We start from the raw sequence: 18,341 nt of genomic DNA, 5'->3' as shown, positions 1-18,341 counted from the left end.
ACATCGACACGGCCGAAATCGTCGTGTCAGACCACGAAGTCATACCCATGGTGCTCGACGGGAAACGCGGCGGCGAGCAAATCGCCCCCACCGATGCCCGTATCGAACAGTCCGGCCGAGACGCCATGGTAACCGCCGTCGTGCTGGTCGAACTCGGCGGCGATCGGCTTGGTCTCGATGACCGGGGGTTTTACCGGCGCGACGGTGGGCTGCACGGTGACCGGCGGTGGGGTGACCACCGACGGCGGATCGATGTCGACGGTGGGCTGCTTGGTCGGCGCATCGATGGTCGGCTGCTTCGTGGGGGCGGTCGACTGGGTGGTGGGTACCGGCACGGTCGTGTGCGGCGTGGTCGGGCTCGGCACGTCGACGGTCGGGGTGCTCGTGCCGGTCGAGGGTGTCGTCACACTGCCGGAGGTGCCCGGCTTGGTGGTGAGGTCGTCGTCGGGGACGGTGGGCTTGGCCGGACCGGTCGGCGAGACGGTGGTCGGCACCGGCACCTTGGTGATTTCGGGCATGGTCGGGACCGTGGACGAACCGGGCAGCTTCACCGTGGTCGGGGTGTCGATATCGACCGTCGGGACCTTGGACGGGACGGTGACCGGCACGGTCGTCGAGGGTTGCGAGCCACCGGTGACATCGGGCAGCACAACGGGTTTGGTCGGCGTGGCCGGGGCGAACAGCGCGGGCACCGAGGCCGCGGGCGCGGTGAGCGGCGAAACACCCTGGTGGCCGAATACATTCGCGATCGGGGTGGAAGCGACGTCGGGCTGGATGGTGGTCTGCAACGGCGTGCTGACCACGGGGTTGACAGCGACCGGCGCGGGCGCGGCCGGCGCGATCGGGGCCGGAGCGGGAGCAATCGGCGCCGGAGCGGGGGCGAACGGGGCCGCGGCGACGGGTGCGGGGGCGGCCGACACGACAGCAGGGGCCACGGGCCCGGCGACGGCAGGGGCCGCGGGCGCACCCGGCAGACCGATGCCCGAGGACGAGGAGCCGGGCAGACCGGGGGCACCCGACGACGAGTTGCCGAGACCGGTACCACTGGACGAGGAGCCGCCGAGGCCGGGCCCGGTCGGCGAGGTGGCCGCCGGATCACCGGGAACCTTCAGGCCGTCGCCGAGCCACTGGCCGTAGTCGTCGAGCTGATCGCCGACCTGGCCGACCTGCACGTCGACCTTCATCTGTGAGGTCGCCCATACACCGTCGAGCCCGACATGGACATCGACCTGCCAGTCGGTGGTCACCATCGCGCCGATACCGTCGAACATGCCGTCCAGATCGCCGATTCCGTCGAATATGCCGGTGGTGCCGGACGGGCTGCCACCGGGCAGGCCGACGCCGTCATAGCCGGGGATGCCGAAACCGTGCCCGGGCAGACCGTCGTAGCCCGGAATACCGATGCCACCGCCCGGCACATGGTCGAAACCGGGCAGGCCGTTGCCGACGCCGGGCAGGTCGAAACCGGGGAAATCGCCGCCACCGGGCAAACCCTCGAACCCGGGGAGGTCGAACCCCGGGTCCGGAGTGGTGCCGGGCAGCGGGTGCGCGCTGTCGTATCCGGGTCCGGCCGGGGTGTGCCCGTAGCCAGGAATGCCGATGCCGCTGGACGACTCCTCGTCGGCGGGGATCCGGAATTCCCGATCACCATCGGAGCCGGGAATCTCGGGGTGCCAGCCGGATTCGTCCGGCGCGGCGACCATCGATATGTCGGGATTCGTCGGCGCGAAGAACGGCGTGTGCGGCGCCACGGGGGCGGGCGCGGGCTCGACGGCCAGGTCGGGGAAGGTCACGATCGGGCTCGGCGCGTCCGGGCTCGGGTCGGTGGGCACGGTCTGCTGCGACCAGCCCGCGTACCGGCTGTCGGCATTACTGGTGCCCGGTTCGCGCGAAGTCCCGTTGGCGGCGACCAAGGCGCCACCGGTGACATAGGCGCCGGCCCTGGCCACCCTGGCTACGCCGTTGGCGACCCGGTAGGCCGTGTCCGACCCCTCCGGCCCCTCTTCGCGCGCGGCACCGTCGTCGAAAGGCAGATCACGCGTCATCAAAGCTCCAACACTCGCATCGCTGTAGTTCCCCACCACAACAAGCGGCGAAGTGAGGCCCATCCAACACTATTTTCCGAATCTCGGCCTGTCATTTCGTGCAGGCCGGTTGGTACTCACCTTATGGCGAACAACATGTTTCGGCGAGCCCGGGGAATCAGGGGCGCCGACGATCCGAAGAGAACTCTAACGATTGCTCAACGGAGTGTGAAGTTCAGCGCCATAGCGTCGGGGCTCGCCGGCCGAGGGGTCGGCGAAACTCTCAGTCAGGAGCCCCGACCATGACCGCATTCTCGACCCGCCGACGCCGCACAGCTCTCGCGCTGCTCGGTGGCGCCGCCGTGATCACCGCCACCTCCGCGGGCATCGCGACCGCCGATCCGGGCGCACCGTCGCACGGCGGTGAGCGCACGACGATCATCTGCACCGATCCGGGCGGCGGCGTACCGGACCAGCCGCCGCTGCAGGACGGGCCGGACATCGGTTTCCACCATGCCGTTCCCGCCCAGCCGCGCGTCGAATTCCGCCACGTCGCGCCCGGTGAGCCTGTTCCCGGCCATGGCGGACCGCGGGGGGACGGTCCGGTCGAGTGCACACGGATCGCCCCCGACGGAGAGCGGACCATCGTGATCGCGCCGCGCGGGTTCTCCGAGACGGTGCCCGCCCCGGGTAGCGGCTCCGCCGACTCGACTCCCGCGCACCCTTTCTGACCAGCGACAACCATGACCGACACTAGGGTGAGTGCATGACCGGACAGCAGATCTTGGTCGTCGACGACGAGGTCCGCGTGCTCGCGTCATTGCGGCGCGGCCTCGAGCTCTCCGGCTTCGACGTGATCACCGCACCCGACGGCGCTCGCGCACTCACCCTGGTGGGGTCCGCCGCGCCGGACGCCATGGTGCTCGATGTGAACATGCCCGAACTCGACGGCGTCGGTGTGGTCACCGCCTTGCGCGCGATGGGCAACGACATCCCGATCTGTGTGCTCAGCGCGCGCAGCGCGGTCACCGATCGGATCGCGGCACTCGAGCGCGGCGCCGACGACTACCTCACCAAACCGTTCGATCTGGGCGAGTTGGTCGCCCGGCTGCGCGCGCTGTTGCGTCGCAGACCGGTGACGGCCGCCGTCACAGCCGACACGATCCAGGTCGGTGAGGTGGTGATCGATCTGGCCGGGCATCGGGTGCACGCGGGTTCGGCGCCGATCGACCTCACCAAACGCGAGTTCGAACTGCTGGCGATGCTGGCGCGCAATGCCGGGATCGTGCTCGAGCGCGAACAGATCCTGTCGACCGTGTGGGGTTACGACTTCAGCACCGACACCAATGTGGTCGATGTGTTCGTCTCGTATCTGCGCCGCAAGCTGGAGGCCGACGGCGTCGCGCGGGTGGTGCACACCGTGCGCGGGGTCGGATTCGTCCTGCGGGATCAGCCGTGAAGGCCTCGTGGTCGTTGCGGGTCCGGGTGGCGCTGGTATCGGCCGTGGTCGCCGCGATCGTGGCGGTCACCCTCGGCCTGACCTATGGCGCGCTGCTGAAGGTGGCGGGTACCAGCCAGCTCGATCAGACCGTGTCCAGCATGCGGGTGCAGGTCGCGCAACGATTCGACGGTGATCCGGAGAATCCAGGGGCTCCTCCCCTACCCGGACCCCCGGTCCTCGCACCGCCCTTCCCTCGTGAGCACACGATCGTGGTCCCCGGCAGCCCGACGGATCAGTCGCTCGCGCAGGTGCAGGGCGCGCCGGGTCTGGTGGTCCGGCTCGACCCCGATCGCGAACTCGTCGACGCCGCCATCACCCGCAGCCAGCTGATCGGGCTCGGCATCGGCGTGGCCGGGGTGATCGCCGCCGCCGTATTGGGTTGGGTACTGGCCGGATTCGCCGCCCGCCCGCTGCGCAGACTGGCCACGGCCACCCACGAGATCGACACACTCGACGAGTTGCCACCGCTGTCCGGACGCGGCGCCAAGGAAGCCGAGGAACTCTCCGACGCGATCAACCGGATGCTCGCGCGCCTCGAGACCGCGCACGGCGAGACCCGGCAGGCACTGGCGAGTGCCCGCGACTTCGCGGCCGTCTGCGCCCACGAACTGCGCACTCCACTCACCGCCATGCGCACCGATCTGCAGGTGCTCGCGGGCACCGAATTGCCCGCCGACCAGCGCGGCGGGGTGCTGGCCGACGTCCTGGCCGCCGAGGGCCAGATCGAGCGCACCCTCACCGATCTGGAACGTCTCGCCGTCGGCGAGCTCACCGATCATGACGCGTTCGAAGATTTCGAACTGTGTGAAACCCTCGACCGCGCGGTCCAGAACGCCCGCCGCGCGAATCCCGGCGTCGACATCACGCTCGCCGCCTGCGACCCGGTTCCGGTACACGGGTTGCCCGGCGGGATCATGCTGATCGTGACCAATGCCGTGGCCAACGCGGTGCTGCACGGGCACGCCACCGAGGTCACCGTCGCCGCGCGGGCCACCGGAAACGGCGCCGAGATCACCATCGACGACAACGGCGCCGGCATTCCGGAACACCTGTCCCCCACCGCTTTCGACCGTTTCGCCAAACGCCCCGGCTCCCCCGGCTCCGGCCTCGGGCTCGCCTTGGTTCGCCAGCAGGCCGAACTGCATTCCGGCACAGCCGAACTCGACAGCAGCCCGCTCGGCGGCGTCCGCCTGCTGGTGGAAATAGCTCAGGCGCCGGTGAGCACCGGCGCCTGAGAGTCGTTCTGGGACTTGCCCACCTACTTCTTCGGTTTGTCCGAATCCGAGGACAGCGCCGCCACGAAGGCTTCCTGGGGGACCTCGACGCGACCGATGGTCTTCATGCGCTTCTTGCCCTCCTTCTGCTTTTCGAGGAGCTTGCGCTTACGGCTGATGTCGCCGCCGTAGCACTTGGCGAGAACGTCCTTGCGGATCGCCCGAATGTTCTCGCGGGCAATGATCTTCGCGCCGATCGCGGCCTGGATCGGCACCTCGAACTGCTGACGCGGGATCAGTTCGCGCAGCTTGGTCGTCATCTTGTGGCCGTAGCCCTGCGCGGCGTCGCGGTGCACGATCGCGCTGAACGCGTCGACGGCCTCGCCCTGCAGCAGGATGTCGACCTTCACCAGATCGGCTTCCTGCTCGCCCGCCTCTTCGTAATCGAGGCTGGCGTAGCCGCGGGTGCGCGACTTCAGCAGATCGAAGAAGTCGAAGATGATCTCGGCCATCGGCATGGTGTAGCGCAGCTCGACGCGGGTCTCGGACAGGTAGTCCATGCCGCCCAGCTCACCGCGGCGCTGCTGGCACAGCTCCATGATCGAGCCGATGAACTCACTCGGCGAGATGACGGTGCACTTCACGATGGGTTCGTACACGTGGCGCGACTTGCCCTCCGGCCAGTACGACGGGTTGGTGACGACATGTTCGGTGCCGTCCTCCATCTCCACCCGGTACACGACGTTGGGCGCGGTGGAGATGAGTTCGAGTCCGAACTCACGCTGCAACCGCTCGCGGGTGATCTCCATGTGCAGCAGGCCGAGGAAGCCACAGCGGAAACCGAAGCCGAGTGCCACCGAGGTCTCCGGCTCGTAGGTGAGCGCGGCATCGTTGAGCTGCAGCTTGTCCAGTGCGTCACGCAGATCCGGGTAGTCGGAGCCGTCGACCGGATACAGACCGGAGTACACCATCGGGCGCGGCTCGCGGTAGCCGGTGAGGGCTTCGGTGGCGCCGTTGCGGGAGCTGGTGACGGTATCGCCGACCTTCGACTGACGCACGTCCTTCACGCCGGTGATCAGGTAGCCGACCTCGCCGACGCCGAGACCCTGGGTGGGCTTGGGTTCGGGCGAGACGATGCCGACCTCGAGCAACTCGTGGGTCGCGCCGGTCGACATCATCTTGATCTTCTCGCGCGGGGAGATCTTGCCGTCGACCACGCGGATGTAGGTGACCACGCCCCGGTAGGTGTCGTAGACCGAGTCGAAGATCATCGCGCGGGCCGGTGCGTCGGCGTCGCCCACGGGAGCGGGGACGGCCTCGATCACCCTGTCCAGCAGTTCGGTCACGCCGACGCCGGTCTTGCCCGAGACACGAAGCACGTCGCCCGGCTCGCAGCCGACGATGTGAGCCAGCTCGGCGGCGTAGCGATCGGGATCCGCGGCGGGCAGGTCGATCTTGTTCAGCACGGGAATGATCGTGAGATCCTTCTCCAGCGCCAGGTACAGGTTCGCCAGCGTCTGCGCCTCGATGCCCTGGGCGGCGTCGACCAACAGGATCGCGCCCTCGCAGGCCTCTAGCGCGCGGGAGACCTCGTAGGTGAAGTCGACGTGGCCCGGGGTATCGATCAGGTGCAGGACGTAGTCGGTGCCGTCGACCTGCCACGGCAACCGCACGTTCTGGGCCTTGATCGTGATGCCGCGCTCACGCTCGATATCCATCCGGTCCAGGTACTGGGCGCGCATGGCGCGCTCCTCGACCACACCGGTCAGCTGCAACATCCGATCGGCCAGGGTCGACTTGCCATGGTCGATGTGGGCGATGATGCAGAAGTTCCGGATCCGGGACGGATCGGTGAACGTCGTATCGGCAAAACTGGAAGCCACTCCACTCCTCGCGGGGTATAGGCGAACTGCGCCCATCGTCCCATGCGTGCCACCGCGACTGTGCCACCGGTGCGCTCCAAGGGTGGGTCGGCGTTATATTTCAGGGATGGCCAGCAGTTGGAACAGTCTCGGCAAGCAGCTCGGCGTCATCGCCAAGGAGCAGGGGCCCAAAATCGTGCGCAAGCAGGGGCCGCGACTGCTCGAGAAGCTGGTGGACGCCTTAGCGACCAAGTCCGGACCCGCCGTCGCGGTTCGCCCGACGGCCTCGACCCCCGTACCGACGGCTCATCGCGCCCGCCAGATCGTCTACTGCCCGCAGCTCGACGGGCGCGCCGACCCCGGCGAGATCGTGTGGACCTGGGTGCCGTTCGAAGAAGACCCGACCAATGGCAAGGACCGACCGGTGCTGGTGGTCGGACGCGACCGCAAGACCCTGCTCGGGCTGATGCTGTCGTCCAAGGCCGACCGCGCGCACGACCACAACTGGGTCGGGATCGGCACCGGGCCGTGGGATCACGACGGCAGGCCGAGCTGGGTGCGACTGGACCGGGTGCTCGACGTCCCGGAGGACGGCATCCGGCGCGAGGGCGCGATCGTCGAGCGCAAGACCTTCGACCTGGTCGCGCACCGCTTGGTCGCCGAATACAGCTGGAGCTGAACAACAATCGACCCCCGACCCGGGCGCGCCGGATCGGGGGTCGATCGTTCGGTAGCTAGGTGCGCACGACCTTGGACCGGCCGAAGATCAGGCCGTAGAGCAGTGCGCCCAGTGCCCCGCCGATCAGCGGGAACACGATGAACGCCCACACCTGCCCCATCGCCCCGACCTGATACGGCGCGACGCCGAGGCTGCGCGCCGGGTTCACCGAGGTGTTGTCGATCGGCAACGAGACCAGGAAGACCACGGTGAGGGTGACCCCGATCGAGAGCCCGGCCAGCGGCACGTCGGAGATCTGATCGGTCGAGGCCAGCACCACGAACACCAGCAGCGCGGTCAGCATCACCTCGATGATGATGGTGGCCGCCAAGCCGTACCCGTTCTGCACGACCACCTCACCGAGTGGCCCGGTCACCGCCGACGGGCTGTGCGCACCCCAGCCGTTGGCGCCGAGACCGTCGACGGTGCGGTCGTAGGCGGGCAGATTGTTGGCCAACGCGAACAGCACCAGTCCGGCGAGGAACGCGCCGACCAGCTGAGCGATGACGTAGCCGACCGCGCCGATCGCGCTGATCCGCCCGAGCAGCAGGTGCCCGAGCGTGACAGCCGGATTGACATGACACCCCGAGATCGGCCCGATCGCGTAGACCAGGAACATCAGCGACAACCCGAAGGCGAAGGCGACGCCGAGCGAGCCGACCCGATCGCCCGCCAGGACCATCGTGCCGACGCCACAGATCACGAGGATGAAACTGCCGAGCCCCTCGGCCGCCCACTTCTTCGGCTCGGGGACGACTTCGATTTCGACGAGTTCCTGTGCAGTGGGAGACATCGGCTGCCACCTCTCCGGGAGGAATCAACCCCGCGGCGAGCGGGGTCCGCACGAGCCTCTCGGACATTACGCGAGGCGGGTGACCTCCACAACGACCTCCAGGTCCGTCGAGCCGCCGCCGGAGAACACACCTTTCAACGGCGGCACGTCGGCGTAGTCACGTCCGACACCGACCGAAACGTGCTGTTCGTTGACGGCGAGATTGTTGGTCGGGTCGTATCCCCACCACTGCCCGGTCCAGGCCTCGATCCACGCGTGCGACTGGCCCGCCACCGTCTCGCCGATCTCCGCGCCCGGCTTCGGATGCAGATAGCCCGATACGTAGCGACTGGGAATTCCCATGCTGCGCAACAACACCAGCGTCAGGTGTGCGTAGTCCTGGCACACGCCGCGACGCTCGGCGAAGGCCTCCAGCGCCGAGGTGTGCACCGAGGTGGTGCCCGCGATGTAGTCCATTTCCTTGTGCACCCACTCGGCCGCGCGCACCACCGCCTTGGCAGGCTCCTCACCGCGCGAGAGCTGGCGCGCCACGGTCGACAGTTTGCGATCGCGCGGCACATAGGCGGTGGGACTGAGCATCTCGTCGAACCGGTCGATGACCCGCCCGCCCTGCAGCTCGTCCCAGCTCAGTTCCTCGGTGGGTTCGGCGAACGGTTCGGTCTCGACCACCGAGGACCCGGTCACCTCGAGTTCGGTGTGCGGCGCGTGCAGGTCGAAGGCCGTCACCGCGGTGCCCCAGTAGTCGGTGTAGCGATAAGCCCTGGTGGCGGGCACGGTTTCGACGCGATTGAGGATCACGTTCTGTCTGCTGTCGGCGCGCGGGGTGAGCCTGGCCTCGTTGAACGAGCGCGTCACCGGCGCGTCGTAGACATAACCGGTGGTGTGCACCACCCTGATCCGCCAACTCATAGCTCTCCCTCTACCTGCACGCGGCTGTCCTGCTTGCTGCGCACATCGGTCCACGCCACCCACGGGGCGGCATGGAAATACTGGCGTGACACGGCTTCACTGAGCTCGCGGCACGATTTCTGCAGAGCGAGCAGGCGGCTCTGCAGATCTTCCAACAACACTCCCGGCGGCAGGAATTCGAGTTCGCTGCGCGCGCGTCCGAGCACCCGCTGCGCCTCGTGCCGCGCGCCGACGCGGCTGCCGGGACGCTGATCGAGTTCGGTCAAGCATGCCTCGGCGACCCGCAGCGTGTGGAACACCGAACGCGGGAACAGACGGTCGATCAGGATGAATTCGGCGACCCTGGCGGCGTCGAGGGCGCCGCGATGGGTGCGTAGGTAGGTGTCGTGCGCGCCCGCCGAACGCAGCACGGTCACCCACGCGGGCGAGGAGGTCTTGTCACCGGCACGCGAGAGCAGCAGGCGCACCATCATGTCGACGCGTTCGATGGACCGGCCGAGCAGCAGGAAGCGGTAGCCGTCGTCGCGACTCAGGGTCGAGTCGGTCAGTCCGGTGAACATCGCCGCCCTGCCCTTGATGTAGGAGAAGAACTCGTGCGGGCCGAGGCCACGCGCTGCCCGCTCCGCCGCGGCCATGCCGTTGTAGGTGGCATTGAGGCATTCCCACATCTCGCTCGAGGTGACTTCGCGTGCGCCGCGGGCGTTCTCGCGGGCCTTGGTGATGGAGTCGCTGATCGAGACACCGTGGTCGTGGCTGTAGGCGACGAGATCGGTGACCGACCACACGTCGAGGCTCAGGCCCTCGGGCGGTTCGATCCCGAGCACCTTCAGCAGCACGCGGGAGGTGCGGTCCGCGTCGACGGTGGCGTCTTCGAGCAGTTGGTGGACTGCCACGTCCAGGATGCGCGCTGTATCGTCGGCGCGCTCGACGTATCGACCGATCCAGTAGAGGGATTCGGCGTTTCGAGCAAGCATTTCCCTATTCCCCGATCAACCGCTGTGTCTGCTGTTGTTGCTGCTGTTGCTGATTGGCCTGCGGCGTGCTGAGTTCGCGACCGAGCTCGAACGAATCCGCTTGCGGCGGTTCGCTGACGAGTTCGGGTCCGGCCAGTTCCCGGTCGACCGACCCCGCGCGCCCGGCCAGCACCCAGGTGTCCTTGCTGCCGCCGCCCTGACTGGAGTTCACCACGAGCGAGCCCTCCGGCAGCGCGACCCGGGTGAGACCGCCGGGCAGCACCCAGATGTCGTCGCCGTCGTTGACCGCGAACGGACGCAGGTCCACATGGCGAGGCGCGAGATCGTCACCGATCTTGGTCGGCACCGTCGAGAGCTGCACCACCGGCTGAGCGATCCAGCCACGCGGGTCGGCTTTGATCTTGCGCTTGATCGCCTCCAGTTCGCGCGCCGACGCGTCGGGCCCGATCACGATGCCGTAGCCGCCGGAACCCTCGACCGGTTTGACCACCAGTTCCCCGACCCGATCGAGCACTTCCTCGCGTTCGTCGTCGAGCCAGCAGCGGAAGGTGTCGACATTGGGCAGGATCGGTTTCTCGCCGAGGTAGTACTCGATGATCTTGGGCACGTAGGTGTAGATGAGCTTGTCGTCGCCGACGCCGTTGCCGACCGCGCTCGAGATCACCACGTTGCCCGCGCGCGCGGCGTTGAGCACCCCGGCGACGCCGAGCACGGAGTCGGGGCGGAAGTGCATCGGGTCGAGGAAGGTGTCGTCGATGCGCCGGTAGATCACATCGACCTGACGCTCACCAGCGGTCGTGCGCATGTAGACGACGTTGTCGCGGCAGAACAGGTCGCGACCCTCCACCAACTCGACGCCCATCTGCCTGGCCAGCAGCGAATGCTCGAAGTAGGCGGCGTTGTGCACGCCCGGTGTGAGCACCACCACGGTCGGGTCGACCTCGTTGGGCGCCGCCGAGGCCCGCAGCGCGCGCAGCAGGTGGCCCGGATAGTCGCCCACCGCGCGCACCCGGTGCGAGGAGAACAGATCGGGGAAGACCCTGGCCATCGTGCGCCGGTTCTCCATCACATAGGACACCCCCGACGGCGAGCGCAGGTTGTCCTCCAGTACCCGGAAGTCGCCCTTCTCGTCGCGTACGAGGTCGATGCCGGATACGTGGATGCGCACACCGTTGGGCGGCACCAGCCCCGCGGCCTCGCGATGGAAGTGTTCACACGAGGTGACCAGCCGCTTGGGGATCACCTGATCACGCAGGATGTTCTGCTCGCCGTAGACGTCGGCCAGGAACAGCTCCATCGCGGTGACCCGCTGTTTGATCCCGCGTTCGAGCTTGGCCCACTCCGCGGCGGCGATCACCCGGGGCACCAGATCCAGCGGGAACGGCCGCTCCTGACCGGAGAGGGAGAAGGTGATGCCCTGGTCGATGAACGCGCGGTCCAGCGCGTCGGAGCGTTTGGCCAGGTCATCGACGTCATTGGCCGCCATCGCGGCGTGGATTCCCTTGTACGGTGCCCGTACTTTTCCGGACCCGTCGAACATCTCGTCGAACGCGTCGGCGAAGCGGCCTGGGCCGTACCCCTCGAACAAACCGGTGTGCGTGTCTGTCGGATGGCCGTTCGTTCTCACCATGGCCGGTGATGCAGATCGAGCCGTACTCGGCGCAGTGGTGGAGGTCATGACAAAAACTCTGCATCACCCGGCGGCAGGGTCGTGTGTGACACAGGTAAATTCTTTGCATCACCTGAATCGGGTGAAATCGGCGTCGTCTCCCCGGTCGAGTGGATAGTAGGGCCGATTTCGCCGGGGGGTGCCGAGCTGGTAACCTCGATCTTCGGCGCGGTGTTACCCGTAGTTCAGCACCATCTGCTGCATCGTGGGCGCGCGCCCGACGAGCTTTCAAGGAATACCACCCAGCGACAGGAAACCAGAGGATACAGGCGTGGCCAACATCAAGTCCCAGATGAAGCGGATCCGTACCAACGAGGAAGCGCGCAAGCGTAACCAGTCGGTCAAGTCCGCGCTGCGCACCGCGATCCGCAACTTCCGTGAAGCTGCCTCCAGCGGTGACAAGGAAAAGGCTGCTGAGCAGCTGCAGTTCGCGAGCCGCAAGCTCGACAAGGCCGCGTCCAAGGGCGTCATCCACGCCAACCAGGCGGCCAACAAGAAGTCCGCGCTCGCGCTGGCTCTGAACAAGATCTGATCCTCGGCGAGCCTGGTGCTCGCTGGTAATACCTCGCAAGACGCAGCCGCCGTGGCCTCGATGACCACGGCGGCTTTTGTCGTTCCTTCCCACCGGCTACCATTCGCGCCATGTTGACGGTGTACGCGAATCAGACGGTGGTACGAGGCGATGACCTGGCCGAGGTGATCCGCGCGGCGGAGATCCTGAGCATCGGTCTCAAGGTCGAAAATGTGATGGTGCCCGACGAGGAGGGTGGCTACGGCGCCGCGTGGATCGTCACCCGTGAAGACGAAGTTCCCCTCTACGACGAGTGGGAGGGACGCTACGACGATCTCGACGACGCCGACGACGAGGATGTGGACGTCTCGCTCGTCGTCGCCGGCGAGTAGTCAGTTCACGCAGGGCACCTGCCCCGAGGTGATATCGCTGCGAACCGGCTTGCCCGCGTCGGGAGTCTCCGTCTCCGAGGTGGTCGTGCTGGTTCGCCAAGCGCCCGCGGTCGACTCCGACGACCAGGCGGCAGGCGGTTCCGTGCGTTGTCCGGTGCGCTTGGCGGTGGTGGCAGTCGGTACCGGCATACCGAAGGCCGCGGCGATCTCGCGGCGGATCGCGGACCGGTCGACGATGTTCACGTCCTGGCCGTTGATCACGTCGTAGCGCAGCACCGGCAGGGTGCGGAATTCGACCTGCGGATCGTCGGCGGCGCCAAGGGTACGCACGAATTCGGTCATGTTCCAACCGTCCGACAGCACGATATTGCGATGGGCCACATCCATCAGGGCCGAGAGTTTGCCCGGGTCGGTGAGCGTGCCCGCGCTCCGGAGCTGTCTGGCGACCGAGGTCAGGAACGCCTGCTGACGGTGCGTTCGGTCCAGATCACCGTTCTCCAGTCCGTGCCGCTGCCGGACGAAGGCCAGCGCCTGTGCGGGATCCAGCTGCTGACGGCCCGCGGGGAAATCGGCACCGGAGAACTCGTCGTCCTTCACCGGCTTGTTCAGGCAGACTTCCACGCCGCCGAGCGCGGCGGCCAGATCGTAGAATCCCCCCAGGGTGACCTCGGCGAACCTGTCGATCGGCGCCCCCGTCAGCTCCCGGACCGCCGCCACGGTCGAGGCCCGGCCCGCCTCCCTACCCGCCTGTTCCAGCTTGCGCTGATCGGTGACGCCCCGCGCGATCAGCTGATCCTGCACGGCGGCCTTCTTCAACCCGTACGCCTCCTTGATCTTGGCGTGGGTGTAGCCGGGTATGCCGCTGACCGGCACATAGTCGTCGCGGGGAATCGATACCGCGACGATCTTGTCCATCGCGGCCGGAATGTGCACCAGGATCAGGGTATTGGCGTTGTATCCGCCCTCGTCACCGTCGCCCGCGTGCAGTTGGTCGAGAACTTCGGACGGCAGTTCGTTGCCGTTCTGATCGCGCCTGGTGTCCAACCCGATCAGCAGGATATTGAGATCGCCCCCGAGTGAATGCGGTGCGTCGTCACCGATCGCCCGCGACCGCAAGAACCCCGCGTCGAAACTCCCCGCCGTCGACCACCCGTACGCCGTGACTACCACCACCGCGGCCGACAGCACCGCCGCGACGACCCTCACCACCTGCCGCGCTGTTCGCCCCGCCGAGCCCCGACCGCGTCGACCGCGCCCGCCTTTTCCATCCCGGCTACCACTCGGCTCAACCATCTCATGATCAACTGTGCCAGCCGCGATGGCGACCGGGCATCGCGATTCGATCCCGATTGGATGGCGGTGCGGCGCGCCGGTTCAGTGGGGCCGGGTGCCGAGATCCTGGGAAATTCGCAGCAGAATGCCGTCCGGGTCCTGCACCGCGAACTGGCGTACCCCGACCTCATCGGTGGCCCGCCGATACCAGCGGTCTTCCAACGGCAGGTAGAGGTCCCGGCCGGTCGAGGTGATCGCCGCGTGCAGGTCGGCGACGTCGTCCACGTCGATGGTGAGGTTGATGCCTCGCCCGTACGGATGCTCGAGCGGTGCGTGTGGGTAGAGCCGGTCGTGGCGGGTCGGTTGTTCGAGCATGAGATCGACGCCGTCGCGTTCGAGGTAGGCGAATCGCTCTTCGGGCCGCTCGTATCGGACACGGAATCCGAGTAAGCGGTAGAAAGCCAGGCTGCCCTGCAGGTCCGAGCAAATGAGTTCGGGGATCAGGCGTGGCACCTGGCTCAGCCGGTGGTGCGGAGGTCGAGGATGCGGGCGAGGGCGTGTTCCACGGCGTAGGTGGCGTCGGCGGCGCCACCCTTGACGTCGGCGTTGAGGGTGGCGACCACCTGTAGGGCGGTGCCGATGGTGGCGGGATTCCAGCCGCGCGCTTGGGCCTGGGCTTTTTTGATCTTCCAGGGGGGCATGCCGAGTTTCTGGGCGAGGGCGAACGGGTCGCCGCGGCCTGCCGAGCCGACTTTGGCGATGGTGTGGACGGAGTCGGCGAGGGCGTCGGCCAGCAGGACGTGTGGGACACCGCGGTCGGTGGCCCAGCGCAGGGCCTCCATCGCGCCGGGGCGGTCGCCGGCGACGGCGAGATCGGCCACGTCGAAGCCGGTGACCTCGGCTCGGCCGGAGTAGTAGCGACGGACCGCGTTCGCGTCGACCTTGCCGCCGGTGTCGGACACCAATTGTGAACAGGCGGCGGCCAATTCGCGCAGCTCCGAACCGACGGATTCGAGCAGGACCTGAACGACTTCGGCCGGTACCTTGACCCCGAGCGTCCGGAACTCGCCCCGCACGAACTCCGCCCGCTCGGCGCCCTTGTTGAGCTTCGTGCACTCGTGCACGGTCGCGCCCTTCTTCTGTAGCGCGGGTGCCAGCGCTTTGGCCCGGCCGCCGCCCGAGTGCAGAACCATGAGCACCACACCGTCGGGCGGATCGGCCGCGGCCTCGGTGATCACCGCGACAGCGTCCTTGCCCGCCTCGGCCGCCGACTCGAGCACGATCACCCGGTCTTCGGCGAACAGCGACGGACTGAGCAACTCGGCCAGCTCAGCGGTGCTCGCGTCCCCGGCGCGCAATCGATCGACCGGCACCGAGTCCGGATCGGGCGCACAGGCCCGCACCTGCGCGGTCACCTTCGCAACCGCACGTTCGACCAGCAGTTCCTCGTCGCCGAGGACCAGGTGCACCGAGGCAGGGCGTTCGCTCACCAGGCGATCCTACGTACGCCCACCGACAACCGGGACACGCGCCACCTCCCGCGATTCACCCTGAATCCATGGCCCCGCCATCGGGGTGCGGGTCTGTGACGCGCAGGTGGCGCGCGTCGGCGGGACGTCACAGTCCGCAGTTCGGAGGCGGTACCCACGATCACGACGTCACCGTCGACGTCGGTCCGAGCCACGGTGGTGCCGAGCGCGGCAAGGGCGGTGATCACCGTCGGGTGCGGGTGGCCGAAGGTATTGCCCGAACCGGCGCTGACCAAGGCCAGGCGCGGACCGACAGCACGAAGGAATTCCGCTGTGGTGGTGCGCGACCCGTGATGCGGCACCTTGAGGATGTCCGCCCTGACATCACCGCCACGCACGATCCGGTCCTGTGCCTCGGCCTCGATGTCACCGGTGAACAGGATCGTCCCGGCCGGAGTACGCGCCCGCATCACCAGCGACCGATCGTTGGCCTCATCGGCAGCCAATGATGTCGGCTCCTCCCTGCTCGGTGCCAACACACGCAATCCGACTGTCCCGAAAGTCATTTCGTGCCCTGCGTGCAGTTCCATGAGCGGAATGCCGGCCGCACCAGCGAGTTGCGCCACCCGCTCGACTCCGCCGGAGTCGTCACTGTGGCCGTGCGATTCTCGCTGGGAACCGGTGTGGTCCGTTGGCCGACTGTCACCCTTCGCCGGCCTCTCCCCCGGTGCTCCACTCGGGCAGACGACCTGATCGGTCCCCGTCCTCGGACGCGTAGGGCCACCCGCAGTCGGCGCTCGCTGCCTCTGGTGTGCGGCCGCGGCCGGCTGCGGTTCCCCTGGCGCGGTCGGTGTCGGTGCTGGGACCGACGTCACCTCGTGGGTTCGGTTCGCGACGGCGCAGGTTCGGGCGATGGCTGGGCGGAGTTCGCCCGGGGCGGTGGCTATCGCGTCGACGGTGCGGCCCCGGAGGGCGCCTGCGAGTCCATTGATGTGGTCGGCGTGTGGGTGGGTGAGGACGAGGAGGGGAATGTGGGCGATTCTCAGGCGGTCCAGGCACGCCCGCATCGGGCGAGGATCGGGGCCGACGTCGATGACGACGGCGGCACCGGGAGCGACCGACAAGGCCAGGCCATCGCCCTGGCCGACGTCGCACATCGCGAGCACCCACCCCGGTGGCGGCCAACCCGGCTGCAAGAAGCGCACCGGGAGCAGCACTATCGACACACCCAACGCCGCTACGGCGAGAAACCTGCGAGTGTGCGACCACCGCAAGGCGGCCACGACCGCCACGACGACCACTGCCGCGACCGCTCCCCCGGCCGCACCTCCCGGCACCGTTACCGCCGCGCCCGGCACCGCCGCAGCGCGATCGGCGACGCCGAGCAACCACCACATCGGTGGGCGGGCACACCAGAGCACCCACACCGCACCACCACCCCACCCGCACGCTACGACAGCGCCCACCGCACCGATCACCGTGATCAGCCCGACCACCGGTGCGACGAGCGCGTTCGCCACGATCGCCACAAGGCTCACCCGCCCCGACAAGGCGACCATCAGCGGCAAGGTGACGACGAACGCGGCCGCCGATACCGCGACGATCTCCGCCGGTGCGCGCCACCATCCGCGCGCTCGCAACCAGTCCGCCCAACTGGGCGCCAGCAGGATGAGCCCCGCCGTCGCGATCACCGACAGTGCGAATCCCGCGCTCACCGCCAATTCTGGTGCGACGGCGAGCAATCCGATCACGGCCGCGCACAACGCGGGTAGCGCCTGTTTGCGCCGTCCGGTGAGCAGAGCCAGCACTGTCACCGAACCCATCGCTGCCGCGCGCAGCACACTCGGGTCGGGCCGTGCGATGACGACGAACAGGACGACGACCCCCGCCGCCGCGGCGGCGCTGATCCGCGGACCTGCCGTGAGCAGTCGAGTGAGTGCCAACAGGGCCGTCAACACGATCGTGAAATTGGCTCCACTGACAACACAGAGGTGCTGCAGTCCAGCCACTTCGAACGCGTCACGCACTTCTTCTGACAATGCGACGGTATCGCCCACGACGAGCGCGGGCAGCAACCCCGCCGCGGTCGGCGGCAGGGCCGCGGCGGACGCCTCGACCAGGTCCGATCGCACGCTCGCCGCGAGCCGCTGCCACCACGGCGGCTCGCCGATTCGCTTCGGTGCATCGGTGGCGCGCAGGGTGGCAACAGTCAGATCCGCCCGGCTCGGCTCACTGACCTCGGCCCGGAACCGCACCAGCTGTCCGGGCGACAACTCCGCCCATTCGCTCCCCTGCGCGAGCACCACGATCGAACCGCCCGCCTGCGTCCACTCCCGACCATGACCGAATTCGCGCAGACCCGCGCGAACGATCCACCGCCGCTCACCACCGAACCCGCCGGCGCGCATCGGCTTCGCATCGTCGGTGACGACCGCGAACACATTCACCGATCGACCGAACGACTCTCGCAGCGGGTGTGATTGGACATGGTGCTCCTGCCAAGCACCCGCAGCCGCGAAGCCTGCGCCGAGCAACATCGTCGCCAACCCGGTTACCGCGACAACCCGCCACCGCTCCCGCCGATGCGCCATCGCCCACAACAGCACCACCCATAGCCCGATCGCCACCACCACGGCGCCTACCGCCACCACCGAGCCCGCAACCCACCCCATGGTCACCGCGACGATCGTCGCCACCCAACACCCGAGCGCCGCGGGCACCAGCCGCATATCGAGCACCTGATGCTCCACATCGGCGACGACAGCCTCCCCCTGCGGTCCTGCGCTCATCCGCCGATCCTGTTCCGGTCTTCCCGCTGCGTGCCGGAACCGCGCTACCCATGTCCGCCGAAGCTTCTCGGCCCTCACCCGCGGCGTGGACCTCGATGCTCGCCGCTCGGCTGACTCCTCCCGCGCTGCCTCCTCGCCCAGCGCCGCTCTCATCCGCCGACCACGTCGTCACGTCTGGACCTACTGCTATCCGAATGCCCCGTGGGTATGTTCGCGGCGCACTGTGTTTCGCCGAGTCCGATCG

The 18,341-nt window shown here is 68.0% G+C and carries 16 protein-coding genes; 6 read left to right on the top strand and 10 right to left on the bottom strand.

What is annotated here, in order from left to right:
- Window positions 1-26: 26 nt before the first annotated feature.
- On the bottom strand, window positions 27-2,045 hold the full coding sequence (locus QX204_RS05515) for a hypothetical protein (RefSeq protein WP_301905496.1): 2,019 nt from the start codon (window positions 2,043-2,045) through the stop codon (window positions 27-29).
- A gap of 281 nt (window positions 2,046-2,326) precedes the next feature.
- On the opposite strand from QX204_RS05515, the gene QX204_RS05510 reads away from it, so the two are divergent.
- From QX204_RS05510 to QX204_RS05500, 3 genes are read left to right on the top strand one after another with little or no spacing between them, the layout of a single operon-like run.
- A complete protein-coding gene (locus tag QX204_RS05510; RefSeq protein WP_301905494.1) occupies window positions 2,327-2,755 on the top strand; it encodes a hypothetical protein in 429 nt (142 codons plus the stop codon).
- A gap of 35 nt (window positions 2,756-2,790) precedes the next feature.
- Window positions 2,791-3,483, top strand: coding sequence for a response regulator transcription factor (locus tag QX204_RS05505; protein WP_301905492.1), 693 nt, complete (start codon window positions 2,791-2,793; stop codon window positions 3,481-3,483).
- The gene (locus QX204_RS05500) at window positions 3,480-4,760 is read left to right on the top strand and encodes a HAMP domain-containing sensor histidine kinase (RefSeq protein WP_301905491.1); all 1,281 of its coding nucleotides are present in this window, start codon (window positions 3,480-3,482) and stop codon (window positions 4,758-4,760) included. Before QX204_RS05505 ends, QX204_RS05500 begins: the two co-directional genes overlap by 4 nt.
- Before the next feature lie 23 nt (window positions 4,761-4,783).
- On the opposite strand, the gene lepA is transcribed toward QX204_RS05500, so the two are convergent.
- Window positions 4,784-6,622, bottom strand: a complete 1,839-nt coding sequence (gene lepA / locus QX204_RS05495; RefSeq protein ID WP_301905490.1) for a translation elongation factor 4 — start codon at window positions 6,620-6,622, stop codon at window positions 4,784-4,786.
- 106 nt (window positions 6,623-6,728) lie between these two features.
- On the opposite strand from lepA, the gene QX204_RS05490 reads away from it, so the two are divergent.
- Window positions 6,729-7,280 (top strand): type II toxin-antitoxin system PemK/MazF family toxin, encoded by a 552-nt coding sequence (locus QX204_RS05490; RefSeq protein WP_056821455.1) that lies wholly within the window; start codon window positions 6,729-6,731, stop codon window positions 7,278-7,280.
- 55 nt (window positions 7,281-7,335) lie between these two features.
- Here QX204_RS05490 and QX204_RS05485 read toward each other — a convergent pair whose 3' ends face one another.
- From QX204_RS05485 to QX204_RS05470, 4 genes are all read right to left on the bottom strand, one after another.
- Window positions 7,336-8,112, bottom strand: a complete 777-nt coding sequence (locus tag QX204_RS05485; protein WP_301905489.1) for an aquaporin — start codon at window positions 8,110-8,112, stop codon at window positions 7,336-7,338.
- 66 nt (window positions 8,113-8,178) lie between these two features.
- Window positions 8,179-9,021: a transglutaminase family protein gene (locus QX204_RS05480; RefSeq protein ID WP_056821458.1), complete on the bottom strand. Its 843-nt coding sequence runs from the start codon at window positions 9,019-9,021 to the stop codon at window positions 8,179-8,181.
- Window positions 9,018-9,995: an alpha-E domain-containing protein gene (locus QX204_RS05475; protein ID WP_056821459.1), complete on the bottom strand. Its 978-nt coding sequence runs from the start codon at window positions 9,993-9,995 to the stop codon at window positions 9,018-9,020. Before QX204_RS05475 ends, QX204_RS05480 begins: the two co-directional genes overlap by 4 nt.
- Before the next feature lie 4 nt (window positions 9,996-9,999).
- Window positions 10,000-11,625, bottom strand: a complete 1,626-nt coding sequence (locus QX204_RS05470) for a circularly permuted type 2 ATP-grasp protein (RefSeq protein ID WP_301905488.1) — start codon at window positions 11,623-11,625, stop codon at window positions 10,000-10,002.
- Between the two features lie 310 nt (window positions 11,626-11,935).
- On the opposite strand from QX204_RS05470, the gene rpsT reads away from it, so the two are divergent.
- Window positions 11,936-12,196 carry a 30S ribosomal protein S20 gene (gene rpsT / locus QX204_RS05465; RefSeq protein WP_056821462.1) on the top strand — a complete coding sequence of 87 codons (261 nt, stop codon included), beginning with the start codon at window positions 11,936-11,938 and terminating at the stop codon, window positions 12,194-12,196.
- Window positions 12,197-12,306: 110 nt separating this feature from the next.
- Window positions 12,307-12,567: a hypothetical protein gene (locus tag QX204_RS05460; RefSeq protein ID WP_301905487.1), complete on the top strand. Its 261-nt coding sequence runs from the start codon at window positions 12,307-12,309 to the stop codon at window positions 12,565-12,567.
- On the opposite strand, the gene QX204_RS05455 is transcribed toward QX204_RS05460, so the two are convergent.
- From QX204_RS05455 to QX204_RS05440, 4 genes are all read right to left on the bottom strand, one after another.
- Complete coding sequence (locus QX204_RS05455; RefSeq protein ID WP_301905486.1) at window positions 12,568-13,860, bottom strand: LCP family protein; 1,293 nt, start codon at window positions 13,858-13,860, stop codon at window positions 12,568-12,570. It lies immediately after the preceding gene.
- An 81-nt stretch (window positions 13,861-13,941) separates the two neighbouring features.
- The gene (locus tag QX204_RS05450) at window positions 13,942-14,352 is read right to left on the bottom strand and encodes a bleomycin resistance protein (RefSeq protein WP_301905485.1); all 411 of its coding nucleotides are present in this window, start codon (window positions 14,350-14,352) and stop codon (window positions 13,942-13,944) included.
- Window positions 14,353-14,357: 5 nt separating this feature from the next.
- Window positions 14,358-15,329: a DNA polymerase III subunit delta gene (holA, locus tag QX204_RS05445; RefSeq protein WP_301905484.1), complete on the bottom strand. Its 972-nt coding sequence runs from the start codon at window positions 15,327-15,329 to the stop codon at window positions 14,358-14,360.
- The gene (locus tag QX204_RS05440; protein ID WP_301905483.1) at window positions 15,326-18,097 is read right to left on the bottom strand and encodes a ComEC/Rec2 family competence protein; all 2,772 of its coding nucleotides are present in this window, start codon (window positions 18,095-18,097) and stop codon (window positions 15,326-15,328) included. The genes holA and QX204_RS05440 overlap by 4 nt, the downstream gene beginning before the upstream one ends.
- Window positions 18,098-18,341 lie beyond the last annotated feature (244 nt).

The sequence above is a fragment of the Nocardia sp. PE-7 genome (genome assembly GCF_030486425.1).
Taxonomy (GTDB): domain Bacteria; phylum Actinomycetota; class Actinomycetes; order Mycobacteriales; family Mycobacteriaceae; genus Nocardia; species Nocardia salmonicida_A.
The sequence above is the reverse complement of the archived record's forward strand: the minus strand, read 5'-3'. Positions and strand labels throughout refer to the sequence as shown.